Origin of the sequence: Alkanindiges illinoisensis DSM 15370 (genome assembly GCF_000619845.1) — a bacterium.
In the GTDB taxonomy this organism is placed as follows: Bacteria; Pseudomonadota; Gammaproteobacteria; order Pseudomonadales; family Moraxellaceae; genus Alkanindiges; species Alkanindiges illinoisensis.
This window is the reverse complement of record NZ_JHUX01000003.1, coordinates 1557583-1574877: the sequence shown is the minus strand read 5'-3', so window position 1 is coordinate 1574877 and position 17295 is coordinate 1557583. Positions and strand designations below refer to the sequence as shown.

Here is a 17295-nt window from a genome sequence, read left to right as displayed (position 1 = left end):
ACTAAATTATTTTTGAATAATGACATAGCGGCACGCTAAGACACAAGAAGCATATTCATTTTACATTTTTAATAATTTCTATAGATGCTTTGACCAGCTCAGTACTCGCTTGAATCTGGTCAGTGAGTAATTCATTAGAACTACTGCTGTCTTTATCGATTTCACGACCAAAATATTTAAGGGCCAGTTCTTTACGGATAGCAGCTGCTTCACTGGTAGGAATACTTTCTATATAGCTAGGATAAGCTTGTAACTCAACTTGTGTCTGATAGTTTTGGTCAGCCAGTTTCTGATAACGAGTAGACTGTTTCAAAAAATAAGTAATTAAAGTTATTCCAATAATTAGGGCAGAACCTTTAATTATCCAAAAATCAATTGTGCTAATCACATCATATTCAATAAAGTATTTTTTAAATAAAGTAGATAAAAGTGTAAAAGCCGCAAGAATAGCTACTCCATTATAAAAATATTTTCTATATATACTTTCTAGGTCAGTATATTTTTCAACAGCCTTATTATAAAAATCTTCTGTGCGCGCATTATCAGCAATAGCTCTCGATTTTCTAAATGACCTCAATTCTTCCAAAACTTCTGTAAAAGAAACATTAAATGGTTCCCTGACAAATTTTTCAAATGAATATGCAGATTCTCTATAAATTTGAAAAGCCCTTTCAATTGCGGCTAATTCTGCAATAATGTTTCCAAATAAGGCATTTTCCAAAAGAAGTTTATTTTCATATTTTTCAATTTCTAGATTCATACTATGAATGCTTGATTCAAGCAGATTTAATAGTGTTACTTCACGAGGATGTTTAAGTTCAGTATTCATAGCATGCTTAATACTATCAATACTCTTTATGAGAGTTGAATTTTTACTTACTTTACTTAATTTGTTTTCCAACCTGTTTATATTGGCTAGGATCTTATCTTTTTCTTTATTAAATTGATTAAGTTCAGCCTCAACCTTTAATCGTTGCACTTCTTCCTCATGCTTTCGGCTATACTCCAATTCACTTAAAAACCCTGGATCTGTCATCATTATTTTTTCTCCACAGGCTCAAACCCAACCCATAAACCCGTGTAGGGACTGGCTAATGAGTAATATTTAGTATTCCCAAAGACCTGACTATGCGTATTATTTTCCGCTGTAGGATCTTTCATGGCCTTTTGGATAAGTCCCATTAAGGTAGTCGCTGTTTTTTCATGTTCAACTTCTGGATTTAATACACGGGCCGCAAAGGAACTAAGCAATAATAAATTTAGTCCAACTTTTTCACCCTCATCAGTTCTACCCATCATAAAAATAAGGCTTTTCAAATTATTCTGTTTATCGACTACACCCATCATGCCTAAGGCATCACCAAACATCACATTAAAAGTACCTGCTTTTTCACCTTGCTTAATATCAAATTCGGCTACAGGTCTTAATTCTGATAGATCAGCTTTTTTTAGTTCAGCATTAAATTTTTGCCGAAATTCTTCAGCGGTTATACCAAGGTTTTGCTGGACTGTTTCAGCAGATTGAGAACTGGCAGGTTCAGTAGGATTGTTATTATTTTGGACTGTCAGATTAGTAGGTTCTTCTTTCTTTGCGGCAGCTGGGCTAGGATCGTTAATGGCAGTTGTTACTTTCACCTTATCATCACTTGCTACTACACCAATCAAAGCAACCAGCAATAAACAAAGGGCTATCCCACTACCTAGAATCTGTTTTCGGCTCATAACCTGTTCAGGCTTTTTCTTGTTTACAAGCGTTTTTGGATTAATTAGACCAGCTATTGTAGCCACCACTACGGCTATAAGGAATAAAAATAAAATTGCCCCAATAAACGCCATACTTACCCCAAAATTATTAGTTTTATCAAAATATTCTGTCCAAATCTTGACATAACAGCACACTATGGAACAAGCTATTTTTAAAGATCATTAGGATACAAGCAAGTGACTGCAAAAAAATCAGCTACCAATAATGAAAACATGAGTGATGATGCTGTTAATGAAAAGAAAAAATGCTTTATTGTCACCCCAATTGGTGGAGACAACACGCCAACCCGTAGGGCGGCCGATGGACTAATTAGAGCAGTAATGCGCCCTGTTCTTAAGGAAATGGGTTTTGATGTTGTTGCAGCTCACGAAATCTCAGTGGCTGGCTCAATTCCTCGCCAGGTTATCGAACGTGTCCTATTTGATGATTTGGTAATTGCTAATTTAAGTGAGCTTAATCCCAATGTCATGTATGAGCTGGCAGTACGGCATTGCACCAATAAGCCAGTTGTAGTTTTAGCGGAGCATGGTACTAAACTACCATTTGATATTGCTGCTGAACGTACCATTTTTTATTTTAATGATATGCATGGAGCTGAAGAATTAAAACCAGCATTAGAAGCTGCGGTTGTTGATGCTATGAGCCAAACTGAAGCTGATAATCCAGTTCATAGGGTTTCAAGTACTAAAATTATTAGAGATCAAATTCAGGAGAATGATCCACAACGATATCTATTAGATCGGTTAGACAATATTGAAAATTTATTATCTAAGGTTACTTTAAATCAATCTAATCAAAACTTAGCCAAATCAAGTTATGATATTGAAGTCAAAAAGAATATTTTAAGATTAATATTACAAAGATATTTAACTGATATAGAATATGAAAGTTTTAAAACTCAAATAAATTCAATATATCCTAAATTGAAATTTGAAAGACTTTCAGTAGAAAATTCTAATAAAAATAACTCTCTTTTCACTGATAAGGAGGTAAACAGTATCTATATTATTTCGGATAAACCTTTTACTTTTATGCTTGATAGACTTTTAGAGTTAGTGAGAACAGTTGTACCAGATGTTAGTATTATGGAGATGATAGTACTTAAATAACCCTTGACATAACAGCACGCTATGACACAAGATATATTTACACCGCAAAATCGGTGTCGAGCCTAGGAAACTCGCATATACTTCACGAGCGCAAAAACACAGTCGCTTCAGCGGCTATTTTTTTGCCAACTGTTTGGTCATACTTTTATGGTGGATCAGATGGGGCAGCCTTCGGGCTGGCCGCGACTCGTGAAGCGGTTTTCCTAGCCTTGTCTGATCTGCCACCCTAACCCTAGGAAAGTTAGGTGGTGGATAACTTAAAACTTATTCACGAGAAAAGACTATGAAGTTACGTCAGGCACCTGCACGTCCAAGCACTCAATTCGACCTTATCTGCTATAACCGCTTAACCGCATCCAACTTTGCTATACCTCAAAGCACGCTTGCCAAACTGATTGCAAAAATCAAGGCAGGTGCCAAATGAACGATTCCATCATTCCTTACGTTCCCATTGGCGATCGTGTCATGGCCACCTGCAAGAAAAGCCGCAAAGTGCTTAAACAACTGTTTGCTGCGGTAGATTATCTGGTGCAGCAGGGGCATAACATCAACCATACTACCCAGCATGGTTTTCTGGTGATTTCCTATGAGCAAATCAGAGCCTTATTACAGCAGGAAGAACAGCCAGCCCTGCCACCACTCGAAGACATTACTGCGTCACTGGCTGACGCAAAATATCCAATTTTTCATGGAACGGGCGTTGTAAAAAGTTCCATTTGGTATGATGAGGCGGTGGCAGGCTGGCGTTTTCAGTTAAACAGGATTGCCAGCACCCAAACAATATCAACGGACAACAGGAGAACTATGCAAGTCAATCCAAATCAACAGCCCGACACAGGTTTATTGCTGGACATGGCACTGGGTAACATCCGCATCTGGCGCAGCTCACTGGAGAGTGCAGTCAACAATCCGCAGGTCACCTATAATTTAAATGACCTGGTGTATAAGCTGCTGGACATTGAGCAAAAGCTAGAGAAAGTGCAGCATAAGCTGGATAGTTAGTTTAGGCAGTGGTATCACCGGCAGCTGGTTTTCAGTTGCCGGTTTTTTTATGCAGACGATTTTTCATCGTCATCAGTTTTTATTTTAATGCTTGGCAAATCAAAATCATAATCAAGCGGTTCCATATACTGACTTTGTACCATTGCATTTTTTTCACCATCTTTTGCATAGGCCTTGGCCAAACCCAGTAATGCTTCCTGTCCTTCAGGACTAATCTGCCGATAGGCTTTTAATAACAGGCTTTCTTCACTGGTCAGCCCTGCAAAATCCGGGTCAATGCCCAGCAGCACATAACGAATATCAATGCCTTTTTCATGCAGCCTGGCTAAATACACCCACTGATCCGGCACCTTGCCCCGAACATAATTGCCCAGCGTGTTTTCATGCGCGCCAATATCACGCGACAAACTTTTAGCCTTAAAGCCATTACGTGCGACTTCATCATTAAAGCGATGCGCTATGTTTTCGGCGCTATGTATATTCGAATCTGAAGAATCAGACATAAATTTCACCTATTTCTATTGAAAGGGTAAATATTTGTGCTATATTGGGCTATAGCATATCACTATGGCCGAGTTTACCTTATGAGCACATCAAATTCACCTAAATCGACACGCGCCCGCAAAATCTCAGGTGGTCGTGAGCGTTGCGCCCTGTATCTTCCAGCGGAAGAACTCAAATTTCTGGATGAAATTGCAGAGCAGACTGATTCCAGCCGTTCTAGCGTTATTGCCAAGTTTTACTATGCCGGCAAGCTCGCCAGCCAAAATGCCAACCAAAGTCAGAACTAGGAGCGGGTCATGTCATTGCGTATCAGAAAACAAAAGCGTGACAACCGCTTCAATATCAATCTGACCGATGATGAAACAAAGATATTTGAAGCCGCTGCCAACATTACTGGCATTCAAGCCGGTGTCATCATGCGCCAAATGCTGATGAAGCAGGCACTGGCTATCCTGCTGGCTGATGACATCGAGCCGGACTTTAGCCTTGATAAATTTTTAAACAAAGGCGCGACTGCTCACCTTTCGCGGAGCGGCGAAGTATGCCAGCAAAACCAATAGACCTAAGCGATCAGGAATTAGAGGTTGTACAGGAAGTACAACTGTTTTTGGGGCTTGCCAGCGTGGAAGAAACGATTGAATTTTTGCTCAAGCAGCGACTGCAGGAAAAACTGCTGCAGCTGGCAGGACGTGAAATTCAAACTAACCTCCGGCATTCGTTGTAACTTTTAACTAGAAGTATTCTATGTACCCAGAAACATTAAATGATGCACTCGTGCGACTGGATCGTGACTTCCAGTTTAAAAGGAAAAGTGCCACTCATTTGCGTGGTGGTATTTGCCCCAGCTGCCATAAAAAAGAACTATGGACCCATGCACAAGCCCCTTGGGTATTGTTCTGCCCTAGAACCAACCATTGTGGCGAACAGTTTTATCTACGTGATTTGTACCCCGATCTATTTGAGAACTGGGAAAAACGCTTTAAGCCAACTCAGGAAAACCCGACCGCAACGGTTGATGCTTACCTGTGCGAAGGCAGGGGATTTCCACTGGATAAGCTAAAAGGCTTATATACCCAGGAATATTATAAAAACTCTGAATTAAACGTCGGTTCAGTCACTGTTCGTTTTCCCATTACAGATGAAGCTGGCAATGAAGGCTGGTGGCAGCGCATTCTGGATGATAAAGGTGTACTGCAGAAAACCACATTCAAGTGGCAATGGTCATCCAGTGGCCATGCCTGGCTAACACCCAACACTAATTATTTAGATAGCAAGGAAATCTGGATCACTGAAGGGATTTTTGACACCATCGCCCTGTGGTTATCTGGCATTACCAGTTTTTCAGCCTTATCCAGTAATAATTATCCCTCTATTTTCTTAGAACAGATTGCCACCAAGTGCCGGGAAGCCAATAAGACCCTACCAACACTGGTATGGGCATTTGATGCCGATCCATCTGGCAAAGCCGGTATTGAAAAAAATATCAGGAAAGCCACTGAAGCCGGTTTCACCTGTTTTGCAGCCCAGCCACCATCTGGCCGTACTAAAGTTGATTGGAATGACTTATATAAAGCCGAAAAATTAGGCTTCCATGATCTTGAAAACTACCGTTATTACGGCAATTTACTGACTGCCCAAAAGCCGGTTGAAAAAGCCCTGCTAATTTACAACCGGCATGGGAATAACAGCTTTCCATTTGATTTTATGAATCAGCTTTACTGGTTTAAGCTGGACATGGACAAGTACAACGATGCTTTAAAACTGGCAGATCTGGACAATGAAGACTGGCTGGAAGCCGAGAAGGAAAAAGCAGAGCTGGAAGCCCGTGACAATGCGCTAAAAAATAGCAATACCGTTACCAAGATTGTTAACTGCAAGCCTACCGCTTTGTACTACCAGTACAGCGATGAAACCGATGAAGCCTGGTATTTCTTCAATATTGATTTTCCGCGTAATGCACCGGCTGTACAAAATACCTTTACCGGTTCGCAACTGGCGGCCGCATCAGAGTTTAAAAAACGCCTGTTGGCCATCGCTCCGGGCGTGGTATACACCGGATCAGGTGGCCAGCTGGATAAATTGCTGGAACACTGGATTACCGATATTAAACGGGTTCAGCTTATCAATTACGTGGGCTATCACAATGAGCTAAAAACCTATGTATTGGGTGATATCGCGTATCAGAATGGCAAACAGTTCAAAATCAATAATGAGCAATATTTTGAATTGCCACGCAAGATCAATTTAAAAAGCCGTGCACCATTCCAGTTAAGTATTAACACCCAGCTCGCAGATTATAAAAAAGCCTGGGTAAATGACTTTATTGGTGCATTCCAGGTGAAAGGCCTACTGGCATTGACTGCATTTTTTGGCAGCCTGTATGCCCAGCAGATCCGTCACATGCACAAGTCTTTTCCATTCGTTGAAATTGTTGGTGAACCTGGTACGGGTAAAACCACCCTGATCCAGTTCTTATGGAAACTGTTTGGCCGGGCCAACTATGAAGGCTTAGATCCTAACAAAACCAGTAAGGCCGGTTTAACACGTACCTTTCGGCAAGTATCCAATTTGCCAGTGTTACTGATTGAATCAGATCGCCAGGGCGAGAACGCATCACGCCAGTTCAACTGGGACACTATTAAAACTTTGTATGACGGTGGTTCGCTTGGTGCACAGGGCATAAAAAATGGCGGCAATGAAACGTATGAGCCACCGTTTATGGGCACTGTCATTATCAGCCAGAACGCGGAAGTGATGGCATCTGAAGCGGTGATGGGCCGTATCGTTCATGTTGGTTTTAAGAAGGATCAACTGACCAAAGAAACCCTGGTTGCTTCACGCCGTTTATCAAAGTATGAGCTGGAAGATGTGAGCCAGTTTATTCTGGAATGTCTGCAAAAAGAAAAAGAAGTTCTGCACACCTATAGCCTGCAGCTAAATCATTATGACAACCAGCTGCACCAGGAAAGCTTAAATATTCAGTCCAGCCGGGTAGTGCATAACCATGCCCAGCTGATGGCCCTGTTTGATGCCATGTGCCAGCACCTTATCACTGTGCCTGCAGAGATCCAGGATCAGGTTAGGGGCGAACTGGTGAATATGGCCATTAGCCGTGACAAAGTGCTCAAATCCGATTCTGTCATTGTTCAAAACTTCTGGGACACCTTTGAGCAAATCGAAGGTCATAAGTCACTGACTGAAGAATCAGTGGTGAATCACCACTCCAAATCCACACTGATCGCCATCAACTTTCCCCAGTTGTACAAGGTCGCTTCAGATCTGCACTACCAGCTGCCGCCAATGCAGGAATTACAGGATGCCCTGCGGCACAGCCAGCATTACCGCTTTATTGAAACTAACCGGATGGTGTCAAGTCGCATCACCCGCAAATCAACCCGCTGCTGGATCTTTGAAAAGCCGGTGGCCAACAGGGATTAATTCCCATTTTTAGGAGAGAGCTATGGAAGCTATAGCAATGTATCTGGAAATTTCCAGAATGATAAATCGTTCATTACTTAAAATCATTGAGAATGAAGACGTTGATCTTTCTTCAATCAAGATGCAATTCCAAGTCAAACGTGCTGACAGTGACCAAGTTGAAATTAAGTCACCAAATATAACTTTGGCTGACTTCATCAAGGTATGGGAAAAGACTGGTGAAAAAGTAGAAGAATTTATTCAGGACAATAAGAAATGAATGTACATGCTATTGATCCTGATTTTGACAGTCCCTTTTTCACCCAGCTGAAGTCTGAAAAGGCTTTATTCACTATTCCAGAGTTGCAAGGCAATCAGCTGTTTTATTGCACCCAATGCGGTAATTGCACTCAAGCCCATTTCTATAAGCACGTGTATTCACAGAGCATCAATATGGAAACAGGCGAGGGTACAGAACTGTTTGAACATTTTTATGTGTCCCAGTGCTGCCTTGCAGATCTGGCCGTAATGGATAACGACACATTTAAAGATATTGAAATTGATCCGATTCACTACTTACCAGTGAAAGACCGTTAAACCAAGCACACAGACAGAAGCGGCCACTTCTGCCTGTGTCACATTCACGTTGGAGACGCAAAATGCAAAACGATTCTACTGTAGTTAATCTAGAACACCAAAGCCAACTGCCTACACTCGTTAGGAAATTTAAAGTCAGCTGTAACAATATGGGTGATTTCTTTTTGGAATTTACCATACTGGTTAAGTGTGATGATGCTGAATTGCATGAGCTTAATAATTTCTGGTCAGGTCATGACGACCGACTTAGAGCCAGTCAGGGTGATATTGTTAAAGCCGTTCTAAAACTAATAGGGCCTTTAGTTTTAGCTGTTTGCAGGGATGGCAATGATTATATTGGTACTCCCAGTACTGCTCATAGATATGGGATTAATTCTGTATTTAATCAAGAAGGTTTTGATCCAGCTGCTTTTGAGATAGTTGATATTGACTATTCAGATTGCATTGAAGATGACGATTTCGTTGTCATACCAATAATGGAAGCTGAATCATGATTGGAGCTAGCCCGGTTGAGATTCAAGCTTATGCAGTAGCCATGTTGCATGAAATGGAAATATCTGAGCAACAACGGCTTAAGCAGAAAATTATCCCAACTTGGATAAATGTCAAAAGACTGTATGCCCGTATTGAACAGGGTTTGCAATGCAGTAGGGACGAAGTAGCAAAGCTGCTTTTACCGTATTGGAATCAGGGCTGTATTGAGCGTCGGCCAACCAACCGCTATATCCGGTTAATCCGGCATCCTCATTAAAATCACCCAAACACACCTTGCATGCGCCTCTATGATGAGGCGTGTTTTTTTAAAATTAAGCAAATTAAACACATTCAGGAATATTATGTCAGCAGGTTTAGAAGTTCGTGGCAATAGCATCCGGATCTGGATGAAGCCCGAAGGTTCCGAGCAAATTAAAGAAACTTTAAGTTGGTCAGCTACACCGGAAAATATTGATAAAGCCCGGAAATTATCAGAACTCATTAAACTGGAAATTGAGCTTGGCCAATTCAACTTGGCCAAGCATTTTCCTAATTCAAAACATATTGAAAAGAACCAGATCAGCTATTTTGCAACAATATGGAAAGATGTCATCATCAAAGAAGTTTCACCCAGTACCTTTGATGCCTATAAAAGCCAAGTGCACACGCATGTATTACCACGGTGGGGTAAAGTTCATCCTAAAGATATAGATACCAACAGCATCAAAAAATGGATTTTTGAACTTAAACAGTCGCTTAATGCCAAAACAGTGCGAGAAGTGGTTACACGCCTGGCATCAATTCATACTATCTGGCGCAACGAACAAAAGATTGCTTATAACCCTTTTGAAACGATCACTATCCAGCAGCTGGACACGCCAGAGCCAGATCCATTTACCAAGGCAGAAATTAATACAATCCTGGATACACAGACGGATCTGGATATTGAAAACTTGTTGCCTTGCTTATTCTGGACAGGCCTATCAATCTCTGAGCAAATTCCCGTTGCTTGGGAAGATATAGACCTGGATAAAGGCACCATCCAGATCAGCCGATCATATGTGAAAGGAATTTTCCGCGTCACCAAAAATCGTCGACGTAACCGTGAAATTAAGCTGCTGCAGCCAGCACTGGACGCATTGAGAAGGCAGTATAAGATCACCAGTAACCGTAGGAGCCAGACGATCCGCGTGCTACAGCGCGATAACCAAACCTATAAAGTTGAAAAGGTACGGTTTGTATGGATTAACCAGGAACAATCCACCAATTTTGAATACCACGAATTACGCTATCGCTGGAATAAGCACTTGCGTAAGGCAAAAGTGAGAATGCGTGGAATTAACCAGGGCAGACACACCTTTGCCAGCCAGCTGCTCACCAGCGGCCGTGTACCGCCAGAATGGATTGCTGACCAGCTGGGTCATACAGACACTACAATGATTTATAAACACTATGGCAAGTTAATTGCTGAAGATGCACCAGACTATTTAAGCAAAATTAACAATTACATTAATACCTAGTATTTTTATATTTATTGATTGAGTGCTGATTTATTCAGGCATTTTTATTATCAAATAAAAGCAATTAAAGCCAATTATTATATAAAAACAAATATGGCCATAAATTTTAGCCAACCAAATTTATCACCGATAGATAAATAAGCATTTATGAGCTGTTTAATTCCCATATAAAGTAAATTTTAAAAAGATATCTATATAACTCAATAATTTATATGGACTTTAGGGGCGAATAATTTTGGGTTCGAACCCCATCAGCCACCCCATTCATCTTTTTCATCACTCAAGGCCGTTTTTGATAGGCTATTCCCATATAAGCCATAAACTAGCTTTTATTATTACCTAAGCAAGTGTTTTATATATTGTTTTAGTCTTTTATGTCTTGGGTTCGAGTCCCATTAGCCACCCCATTTACTTTTCTAAATTCTAAAGAATAAAAAGACGATTATTTTTATTATCTATTTGCCAGCTTTCGCTGATCAATTCTGTTTCTTACTTTCTAGCTAACACTTATACCAACAACAGCATTTTTATTAGCTTTTGCACATCATTTGCCTTTCAGATACAATTTGATCGATATTTCATTATGCCTGAAATCCCTAGCAATGATGCCGACCTTTCGCCAACAGCTTGTAAAGCGGCGTACCTTACTGGGTGCAGTCACTTTATTCTGTTTGCTATGGCATATTTTGCTACCCACTCTGGTGCATGTAGGGGTGATGCCAGCATTGTTTGCCTTTCCGAGCCATTGCCAGCCAGCAGTGTTTAGCAATGGGTATTCTGGTGTCGATGTAAATAGTACTCCGGAACAATCTATAATACCGGAGCATTCCAGAACAGATGGCTTCATACAGCATCAGATGCCAATGCCTGCTTCCACACAGCAATTCATGACTGCCTCCGCCAGTGATACTTTTCATACGCAGCATGCCCATGAAGTATTTATCCTGGCCTCCAAAATTATGAAGCACTGTCCCCTGTGTTCACATGGCCTAGATAGTGGGATTCTCATTCCTTTAATTGTGCTGCTTGTGATCCTGCTGGTTTGCTGGTTTGCTCTGGTACGTTCACTGTGCTACACCTGGACAAAACGGCTTTATATTCCTCACATTAGCTTTGCCTTGCCTTTTAAGCATGCCCCACCTTTTATCCTGTAAAGCACAATCTTAATTTCAGGGCGCTGGCTTTTTAGCTGGATTTGCCACTCTGTTAGTTTGCTTTATCAGGGTTCTAACCATGACCAATCAATTTCGTTTGTCTGCCTTAACAGTAGCCTGCCTGTATGCTGCCGCGTTTACTCCATTAGTGTATGCAGATGATTCAGCCACAATTAGCGATACAACGCCTACAACTAAAAATAATTCGATCCAGACATTACCGAGTATTGTTATCACTGCAACTCCTTCAATCACCAGCACGCTCACTGTCCCCAATACAGCACAAGCCATAGCCAATATCCAACGCATTCCCGGCGCGGTTGAGGTTGTCCCCGATATTGTATTTAAGGCAGGCCCGGCACAAACCATTAAGGATGTACTGGGCTGGGTACCCGGTGTATTTGCCCAATCACGCTTTGGCGATGATGCCCGGGTCTCGATTCGCGGTTCAGGGCTATCGCGTAACTATGGCAACCGTGGCATCAATATGTCCATGGATGGAATTCCAATTAATACCTCGGATGGCTTGGTTGACCTGTTTGAAATTGATCCAACCGCTTACCGTTACGTTGAAGTATTTAAAGGCGCCAATGCCATGCGTTATGGTGCCAATTCATTGGGGGGTGCTATTAATTATGTGACTCCAACGGGCCACAATGCTTCCCGATTTGATGGTCGTGTCGATGCAGGCAGTTTTGGCTACATCAAAGCGCAGGCCAGCACTGGTGCGGTTAATGGGCCTTATGATTACTTTATTACCGGTTCAGGGCAGCAGTTCGACGGCTATCGGGAACACAGTGATGGCGATCAGCAGCGCTTGAGTGGCAATGTGGGTTACCAGTTTTCACCGGATGCAGAAACCCGTTTTTACCTAAATGCCAACCGTATACGTCAGCATTTGCCGGGTGAAGTAACCAAAGATGCTGCATTGAATAATCCTGAAAGCGCCGACCCGTATTTTGTACTGGTTGACCAGCAGCGTAATATTGACTCGGTGCGTCTGGCCAATAAAACCACCATGCGCTTTGGTCCAACCACAGTGGATTTTGGCGTGTTTGGCGTCAGGCGCCATGTCATGCATCCGATTTATCAGTGGCTGGATTATACCGTACTGGACCGGGGTGGCTTTGTCCGGGCAGTAGATGACCGCTTGATCAAGGGCTTTCGCAATGAACTGGTTACTGGCCTTAACCTGCATAATGGCACAATTGATAACAAGCAATATGAGAACCTGCCCGGTGCAGTAAAAGGGGAACTGGCCGCTTCCAATGTGGATAAATCAGAAAATGCCTCGGCGTATATTGAAAATTCCTTTTATCTTCAGCCTGATCTGGCACTAATTGCTGGAACACAATTTTTGCATGCTGAACGCAAGCGTACTGACCGTTTCCTGTCCAACGGCAACCAGTCTGGCAGTAGAGATTTTGATTTGTGGAGCCCAAAAGTTGGCGTGCTGTGGGATATAAATCCTGACTGGCAGGTGTTTGGCAATATTTCCCGTAGTGCTGAAATTCCGACCTTTGATGCCAATTCTTTTACTAGCCCTGCCAGTACCAATGTGGATGCCCAGACTGCCACCACGTATGAAATGGGTACGCGTGGCAAGCTGGCGAATCTGTCATGGGAAGCCAGCATTTACCAGGCGCAACTTAAAAAGGAATTGCAATGTATTACCACTTCGCCTTATAGCCTATGCAGTGTAGTGAATGCAGATCGCACGGTGCATCAGGGCATTGAGGCTGCGCTAAATATGCCTGTGCTGGATTCACTGATGAAGCAGGGTGACCGGCTCTGGTGTAATCTGGCTTATACCTATAATGATTTCTTTTTTGATGGTGATTCTACCTACGGCGATAATGAGTTGCCGGGTGTTCCACCACATTTTATCCGCGCTGAACTGCTTTATAAGCATCCTGGCGGTTTTTATGCTGGCCCCAATACAGAATGGGTGCCAAAAGGCTATTTTGCGGATAATGCCAATCAGGTGATGGTGGATCACTATACGCTACTGAATTTAAAAGCCGGTTACGAAGCTGCTAATGCAAACTGGTCGGCTTATGTAGAAGGGCGCAACTTGTCAGATAAGCGCTATATTGCCAATGTGGCCATTGCCGGAACTGCTGATGCCACTGCTGCTTTATTTAATCCGGGAGCTGGACGCGCGGTTTATAGCGGTGTCCGGTTTAAGTGGTAAGACCAAGATCAGTAAGGCAGTTACCTGGTTGCACGATTAGCCGGGTAGCTGTTCCGAACAGGAGCACTCAATGTCCACCACGCTACAGCAGCCCCCAATGAATATAGATAGTAGCCAGGCGTCCTACAGAACACTATGGCGCTGGCATTTTTATGCAGGCCTGTTTGTTATGCCATTGCTGATGGTGCTGGCTGTTAGCGGCACCTTATATTGCTTTAAGCCACAGCTTGAACTATTGTTATATCCGCATTTACTGATTGTACAGCCGCAAACGACCGCCCGGCTTGATGCCAATCAGTTACTTGTAGCAGCACAGCAAGCGGCACCTGCGGGAAGTATCCCTGTGTCCATTCCTGTGAATAATAGTGCTGACCGGAGTAGCGAATTTATCTTTCGTTTTCCAGATGGCGGCGAGCACAGTGTTTATGTCAATCCATACACCGCCAAGGTACTGGGCAGCTTAAGTGTGTCTGACCGGTTTATGCAAACCACCCGGATGCTGCATCGCAAGCTGCTACTGGGTAAGCCCGGTGAGCTGTTAATGGAACTTGCTGCCTGCTGGACACTGGTGATGATTGGTACAGGGATTGCCCTGTGGTGGCCTCTTAGGCAGCCGGAAAATCGCAATACAAATCGCACAGGATTCTGGCCACAGTTTTCACTAGAGGGACGGCCATTCTGGAAAAGCCTGCATGCATCCATGGGAATATGGCTCGCAATTGGCGGTATTGCATTTATCCTGACCGGACTACCTTGGACAGGGTTTTGGGGTAAAAACTTTCAGGCCCTGGTGGGTATGACCAGTCTGGGTGCGCCACCGGGAGTCTGGGGTGATTTACCCTTAAAGTCAGGTCAGTCAGGTGTTCAGGAAATAAGCACACCATCACATAGCGCATCCCATCACCATGATGATGCATCGATGTCCGGCATGGTGATGGATCAACTGCCTGTAGCACAGCTGCCTTGGGCAGTTGGCCAGCTTCCTGTGCCGAATTCGGCAGCAACTCCCTTAGCAAATCAGCCGGTTCCCATCAGTCAGGTGATTGCCAAGCTCGCTGCAGTAGGCCTTATGACTGACTACACGCTGACACTGCCTGCAACGCCTGATGGAGTGTATGTGGCGACCTATTTTCCGGCTGATCCCAAGCAGGAACGTACCTTGTACATTGACCAGTATAGCGGCAAGATACTGCATGATATTCGCTACAACGATTATGGTGCGATTTCAAAAGCCGTGTCTTATGGCACCTCACTACACATGGGGCGCTATTTTGGGTTGGCCAACCAGATTATTAGTGCGCTGATTTCAGTAGGCTTGGGTGCAATGGCACTGACTGGCGCAATCATGTGGTGGAAGCGGCGTCCAGCACATTCATTAGGCGCACCAGCAAGGGAGCAAACAGCACCACCGATGCTGAGCTGGAAAGTGGGTCTAGTAATCTTAGGAATTATCTTTCCGTTAATGGGCGTAAGTCTACTGGTAGTATGGCTAATAGACAGGTTATTGTTTAGCACCCGATAAAAATAAAATGCCTGTTTTCTATTAACTATAGAAAACAGGCATGAATCGCTGCGTAATCAATCATCCCGCTTTTTAGTTTTGGTTAAAAGCAGGATTAAGCTGGTAAAAATCCGGCAGATATTAACCTTCTAATACCGCCAATAATTCATCCTTGCTGAGTTCACGTGCATCACTATCACGACGGCCCTTGTATTCAAACGTGCCTGCATCCAGACCACGTTCGGACACCACAATACGATGCGGAATACCAATCAGTTCAAGATCAGAAAACTTCACACCCGGACGTTCATTGCGATCATCCAGCAGCACATCAAAGCCAGCGGACAGTAATTCGTTATACAGTTCCTCGGCAGCGGCAACAGCACGTGGCGATTTGGCCTGATTCATGGGCACAATCGCCACTGCAAACGGTGCAATGCTTTGTGGCCAGATAATGCCCTTGTCATCAAAATTTTGCTCAATGGCAGCGGCTACCACACGTGTCACGCCAATGCCATAGCAGCCCATGGTCACCACAAATGGCTTGCCATCTTCACCCAGCACCTTGCAATTTAAGGCTTCAGAGTATTTTTGGCCAAGCTGGAAAATATGGCCCACTTCAATACCGCGCTTGATGTTAATGATGCCTTTACCATCAGGTGAAGGATCACCATTCACCACGTTGCGGATGTCTGCCACTTGGGTAATTTGTGCATCACGCTCCCAGTTCAGGCCAGTCACATGCTTGCCTGCCTGATTAGCCCCGGCCACAAAATCGGCCAGTATCGATGCGGCACGGTCTACGATAACAGGAATGCTTAACCCTTGTGGCCCGATGGAACCAGCTTCCAGACCCAGTGCCTTGACTTCATCTTCTGAGGCAAAGGTTAGCGGTGCGGCAACCTGTTCCAGTTTTTCTGCCTTGATGTCATTGAGTTCATGGTCGCCGCGCAGTACCAATGCAACCAGACCATATTTGCCCTTGCTGTTGGGATTAGTGTCATCCGCTACACCACGCACCAGTAAGGTTTTAACAGTCTGGGTTGGACTTACATTTAAGAAATTGCTCACTTCCTCAATGGTTTTCGCATTGGGGGTATCGACGACCTGCATGGCCTGCGTTGGGGCAGGACGTGTGCCAGTAACTACGGCTTCGGCCATTTCAACATTGGCTGCAAAATCGGATTCTGTAGAAAATGCAATGTCATCTTCACCGCTGTCGGCCAGTACATGAAACTCATGCGAACCATTACCGCCAATCGAACCTGTATCGGCCTGCACTGCACGGAAATTCAGGCCCAATCTGTTGAAAATGGCATGATAAGTGTCATACATGCCCTGATAGGTTTCTTCCAGTGACGCTTGATTGGCATGAAACGAATAAGCATCTTTCATGATAAATTCGCGCGAACGCATGACACCAAAACGCGGGCGGATTTCATCACGGAATTTGGTTTGCACCTGATAAAAATTCACTGGCAATTGCTTGTAGCTTTTTAGTTCCTGACGGGCCAGGTCAGTAATGACTTCTTCATGGGTTGGGCCAAGCACAAACGGGCGGTCATGGCGATCACGGAAGCGCAGCAGTTCCGGGCCATAAGCCTGCGCACGACCAGATTCTTCCCATAGCTCAATCGGCTGGGTCACTGGCATCAGCACTTCCATGGCGCTTTTATTCATTTCTTCACGAATAATGGCCGTTACTTTATTTAGCACGCGCACACCCAGCGGCAGCCACGTGTACAGACCGGTAGCCAGTTTACGAATCATGCCTGCACGGAGCATGAGCTGGTGCGAGATTACCTCGGCATCACCGGGAGTTTCGCGTAAAGTAGCAAACATTAAGCGGCTGGCGCGCATGGATATATCCTAAATAAATGAAGTCAAAACTGAGTTAAACGCTTGGGATGCTGGATGAAAAGTCCAACGCATAAAGGGCGTATTTTTTGTATGCCGTCGGCATCGTATGCGTGCATTTTAACGCTTTTTTGATGAAGACTCATCTGCTGAGTAGAAAAATGTTAGGCTAAATAGAAACGCATTATCATGTATGCCCAT

18 protein-coding genes and 1 pseudogene are annotated in these 17295 nt (G+C 43.6%); 15 read left to right on the top strand and 4 right to left on the bottom strand.

The window, feature by feature from the left end:
- Positions 1-55: 55 nt before the first annotated feature.
- Together Q337_RS0107865 and Q337_RS0107860 are read right to left on the bottom strand one after the other, a co-directional pair.
- Positions 56-1039, bottom strand: a complete 984-nt coding sequence (locus Q337_RS0107865; protein ID WP_051526662.1) for a hypothetical protein — start codon at positions 1037-1039, stop codon at positions 56-58.
- The gene (locus Q337_RS0107860) at positions 1039-1836 is read right to left on the bottom strand and encodes a hypothetical protein (protein ID WP_026471130.1); all 798 of its coding nucleotides are present in this window, start codon (positions 1834-1836) and stop codon (positions 1039-1041) included. The genes Q337_RS0107865 and Q337_RS0107860 overlap by 1 nt, the downstream gene beginning before the upstream one ends.
- A gap of 105 nt (positions 1837-1941) precedes the next feature.
- Between Q337_RS0107860 and Q337_RS18340 the strand changes: the two genes are divergently transcribed.
- From Q337_RS18340 to Q337_RS0107845, 3 genes are all read left to right on the top strand, one after another.
- Positions 1942-2874, top strand: coding sequence for a hypothetical protein (locus Q337_RS18340; RefSeq protein WP_051526661.1), 933 nt, complete (start codon positions 1942-1944; stop codon positions 2872-2874).
- A 283-nt stretch (positions 2875-3157) separates the two neighbouring features.
- The gene (locus Q337_RS18815; RefSeq protein ID WP_156935735.1) at positions 3158-3298 is read left to right on the top strand and encodes a hypothetical protein; all 141 of its coding nucleotides are present in this window, start codon (positions 3158-3160) and stop codon (positions 3296-3298) included.
- A complete protein-coding gene (locus tag Q337_RS0107845; RefSeq protein WP_026471129.1) occupies positions 3295-3876 on the top strand; it encodes a hypothetical protein in 582 nt (193 codons plus the stop codon). The genes Q337_RS18815 and Q337_RS0107845 overlap by 4 nt, the downstream gene beginning before the upstream one ends.
- A gap of 149 nt (positions 3877-4025) precedes the next feature.
- On the opposite strand, the pseudogene Q337_RS17135 reads toward Q337_RS0107845, so the two are convergent.
- A pseudogene (locus Q337_RS17135) lies at positions 4026-4379 on the bottom strand (hypothetical protein); the annotation flags it as partial.
- 81 nt (positions 4380-4460) lie between these two features.
- Between Q337_RS17135 and Q337_RS0107835 the strand changes: the two are divergent.
- The 12 genes from Q337_RS0107835 to Q337_RS0107780 all read left to right on the top strand — a co-directional run bounded on the left by Q337_RS0107835 (position 4461) and on the right by Q337_RS0107780 (position 15258).
- On the top strand, positions 4461-4667 hold the full coding sequence (locus Q337_RS0107835) for a hypothetical protein (RefSeq protein ID WP_026471128.1): 207 nt from the start codon (positions 4461-4463) through the stop codon (positions 4665-4667).
- 9 nt (positions 4668-4676) lie between these two features.
- On the top strand, positions 4677-4940 hold the full coding sequence (locus tag Q337_RS0107830; RefSeq protein WP_034279256.1) for a hypothetical protein: 264 nt from the start codon (positions 4677-4679) through the stop codon (positions 4938-4940).
- Positions 4922-5104 carry a hypothetical protein gene (locus Q337_RS0107825; protein WP_026471126.1) on the top strand — a complete coding sequence of 61 codons (183 nt, stop codon included), beginning with the start codon at positions 4922-4924 and terminating at the stop codon, positions 5102-5104. The genes Q337_RS0107830 and Q337_RS0107825 overlap by 19 nt, the downstream gene beginning before the upstream one ends.
- Before the next feature lie 20 nt (positions 5105-5124).
- Positions 5125-7818, top strand: a complete 2694-nt coding sequence (locus Q337_RS0107820; RefSeq protein ID WP_026471125.1) for a toprim domain-containing protein — start codon at positions 5125-5127, stop codon at positions 7816-7818.
- 22 nt (positions 7819-7840) lie between these two features.
- On the top strand, positions 7841-8077 hold the full coding sequence (locus Q337_RS0107815) for a hypothetical protein (protein WP_026471124.1): 237 nt from the start codon (positions 7841-7843) through the stop codon (positions 8075-8077).
- The gene (locus tag Q337_RS0107810; protein ID WP_051526660.1) at positions 8074-8394 is read left to right on the top strand and encodes a hypothetical protein; all 321 of its coding nucleotides are present in this window, start codon (positions 8074-8076) and stop codon (positions 8392-8394) included. Before Q337_RS0107815 ends, Q337_RS0107810 begins: the two co-directional genes overlap by 4 nt.
- Before the next feature lie 62 nt (positions 8395-8456).
- Positions 8457-8888, top strand: coding sequence for a DUF2528 family protein (locus Q337_RS0107805; RefSeq protein ID WP_026471122.1), 432 nt, complete (start codon positions 8457-8459; stop codon positions 8886-8888).
- Positions 8885-9145 (top strand): hypothetical protein, encoded by a 261-nt coding sequence (locus Q337_RS0107800; RefSeq protein ID WP_026471121.1) that lies wholly within the window; start codon positions 8885-8887, stop codon positions 9143-9145. The genes Q337_RS0107805 and Q337_RS0107800 overlap by 4 nt, the downstream gene beginning before the upstream one ends.
- Before the next feature lie 85 nt (positions 9146-9230).
- A complete protein-coding gene (locus tag Q337_RS0107795; protein WP_026471120.1) occupies positions 9231-10388 on the top strand; it encodes an Arm DNA-binding domain-containing protein in 1158 nt (385 codons plus the stop codon).
- Between the two features lie 602 nt (positions 10389-10990).
- Positions 10991-11542 carry a hypothetical protein gene (locus tag Q337_RS0107790; protein WP_026471119.1) on the top strand — a complete coding sequence of 184 codons (552 nt, stop codon included), beginning with the start codon at positions 10991-10993 and terminating at the stop codon, positions 11540-11542.
- A 79-nt stretch (positions 11543-11621) separates the two neighbouring features.
- Complete coding sequence (locus Q337_RS17130; RefSeq protein WP_084494754.1) at positions 11622-13736, top strand: TonB-dependent receptor family protein; 2115 nt, start codon at positions 11622-11624, stop codon at positions 13734-13736.
- 70 nt (positions 13737-13806) lie between these two features.
- Complete coding sequence (locus Q337_RS0107780; protein ID WP_026471118.1) at positions 13807-15258, top strand: PepSY-associated TM helix domain-containing protein; 1452 nt, start codon at positions 13807-13809, stop codon at positions 15256-15258.
- A gap of 120 nt (positions 15259-15378) precedes the next feature.
- Here the strand turns inward: Q337_RS0107780 and Q337_RS0107775 are convergent, their stop codons facing one another.
- Positions 15379-17097: a proline--tRNA ligase gene (locus Q337_RS0107775; RefSeq protein WP_026471117.1), complete on the bottom strand. Its 1719-nt coding sequence runs from the start codon at positions 17095-17097 to the stop codon at positions 15379-15381.
- Positions 17098-17295: the final 198 nt, after the last annotated feature.

Coding starts and splice junctions, on each gene's coding strand:
- Q337_RS0107815 (WP_026471124.1), top strand. CDS start 7,841: ATGGAAGCTATAGCAATGTATCTGGAAATTTCCAGAATGATAAATCGT.
- Q337_RS0107810 (WP_051526660.1), top strand. CDS start 8,074: ATGAATGTACATGCTATTGATCCTGATTTTGACAGTCCCTTTTTCACC.
- Q337_RS0107825 (WP_026471126.1), top strand. CDS start 4,922: ATGCCAGCAAAACCAATAGACCTAAGCGATCAGGAATTAGAGGTTGTA.
- Q337_RS0107820 (WP_026471125.1), top strand. CDS start 5,125: ATGTACCCAGAAACATTAAATGATGCACTCGTGCGACTGGATCGTGAC.
- Q337_RS18815 (WP_156935735.1), top strand. CDS start 3,158: ATGAAGTTACGTCAGGCACCTGCACGTCCAAGCACTCAATTCGACCTT.
- Q337_RS17130 (WP_084494754.1), top strand. CDS start 11,622: ATGACCAATCAATTTCGTTTGTCTGCCTTAACAGTAGCCTGCCTGTAT.
- Q337_RS0107795 (WP_026471120.1), top strand. CDS start 9,231: ATGTCAGCAGGTTTAGAAGTTCGTGGCAATAGCATCCGGATCTGGATG.
- Q337_RS0107830 (WP_034279256.1), top strand. CDS start 4,677: ATGTCATTGCGTATCAGAAAACAAAAGCGTGACAACCGCTTCAATATC.
- Q337_RS0107800 (WP_026471121.1), top strand. CDS start 8,885: ATGATTGGAGCTAGCCCGGTTGAGATTCAAGCTTATGCAGTAGCCATG.
- Q337_RS0107865 (WP_051526662.1), bottom strand. CDS start 1,039: ATGATGACAGATCCAGGGTTTTTAAGTGAATTGGAGTATAGCCGAAAG.
- Q337_RS0107775 (WP_026471117.1), bottom strand. CDS start 17,097: ATGCGCGCCAGCCGCTTAATGTTTGCTACTTTACGCGAAACTCCCGGT.
- Q337_RS0107805 (WP_026471122.1), top strand. CDS start 8,457: ATGCAAAACGATTCTACTGTAGTTAATCTAGAACACCAAAGCCAACTG.
- Q337_RS0107845 (WP_026471129.1), top strand. CDS start 3,295: ATGAACGATTCCATCATTCCTTACGTTCCCATTGGCGATCGTGTCATG.
- Q337_RS0107860 (WP_026471130.1), bottom strand. CDS start 1,836: ATGGCGTTTATTGGGGCAATTTTATTTTTATTCCTTATAGCCGTAGTG.
- Q337_RS0107835 (WP_026471128.1), top strand. CDS start 4,461: ATGAGCACATCAAATTCACCTAAATCGACACGCGCCCGCAAAATCTCA.
- Q337_RS0107780 (WP_026471118.1), top strand. CDS start 13,807: ATGTCCACCACGCTACAGCAGCCCCCAATGAATATAGATAGTAGCCAG.
- Q337_RS0107790 (WP_026471119.1), top strand. CDS start 10,991: ATGATGCCGACCTTTCGCCAACAGCTTGTAAAGCGGCGTACCTTACTG.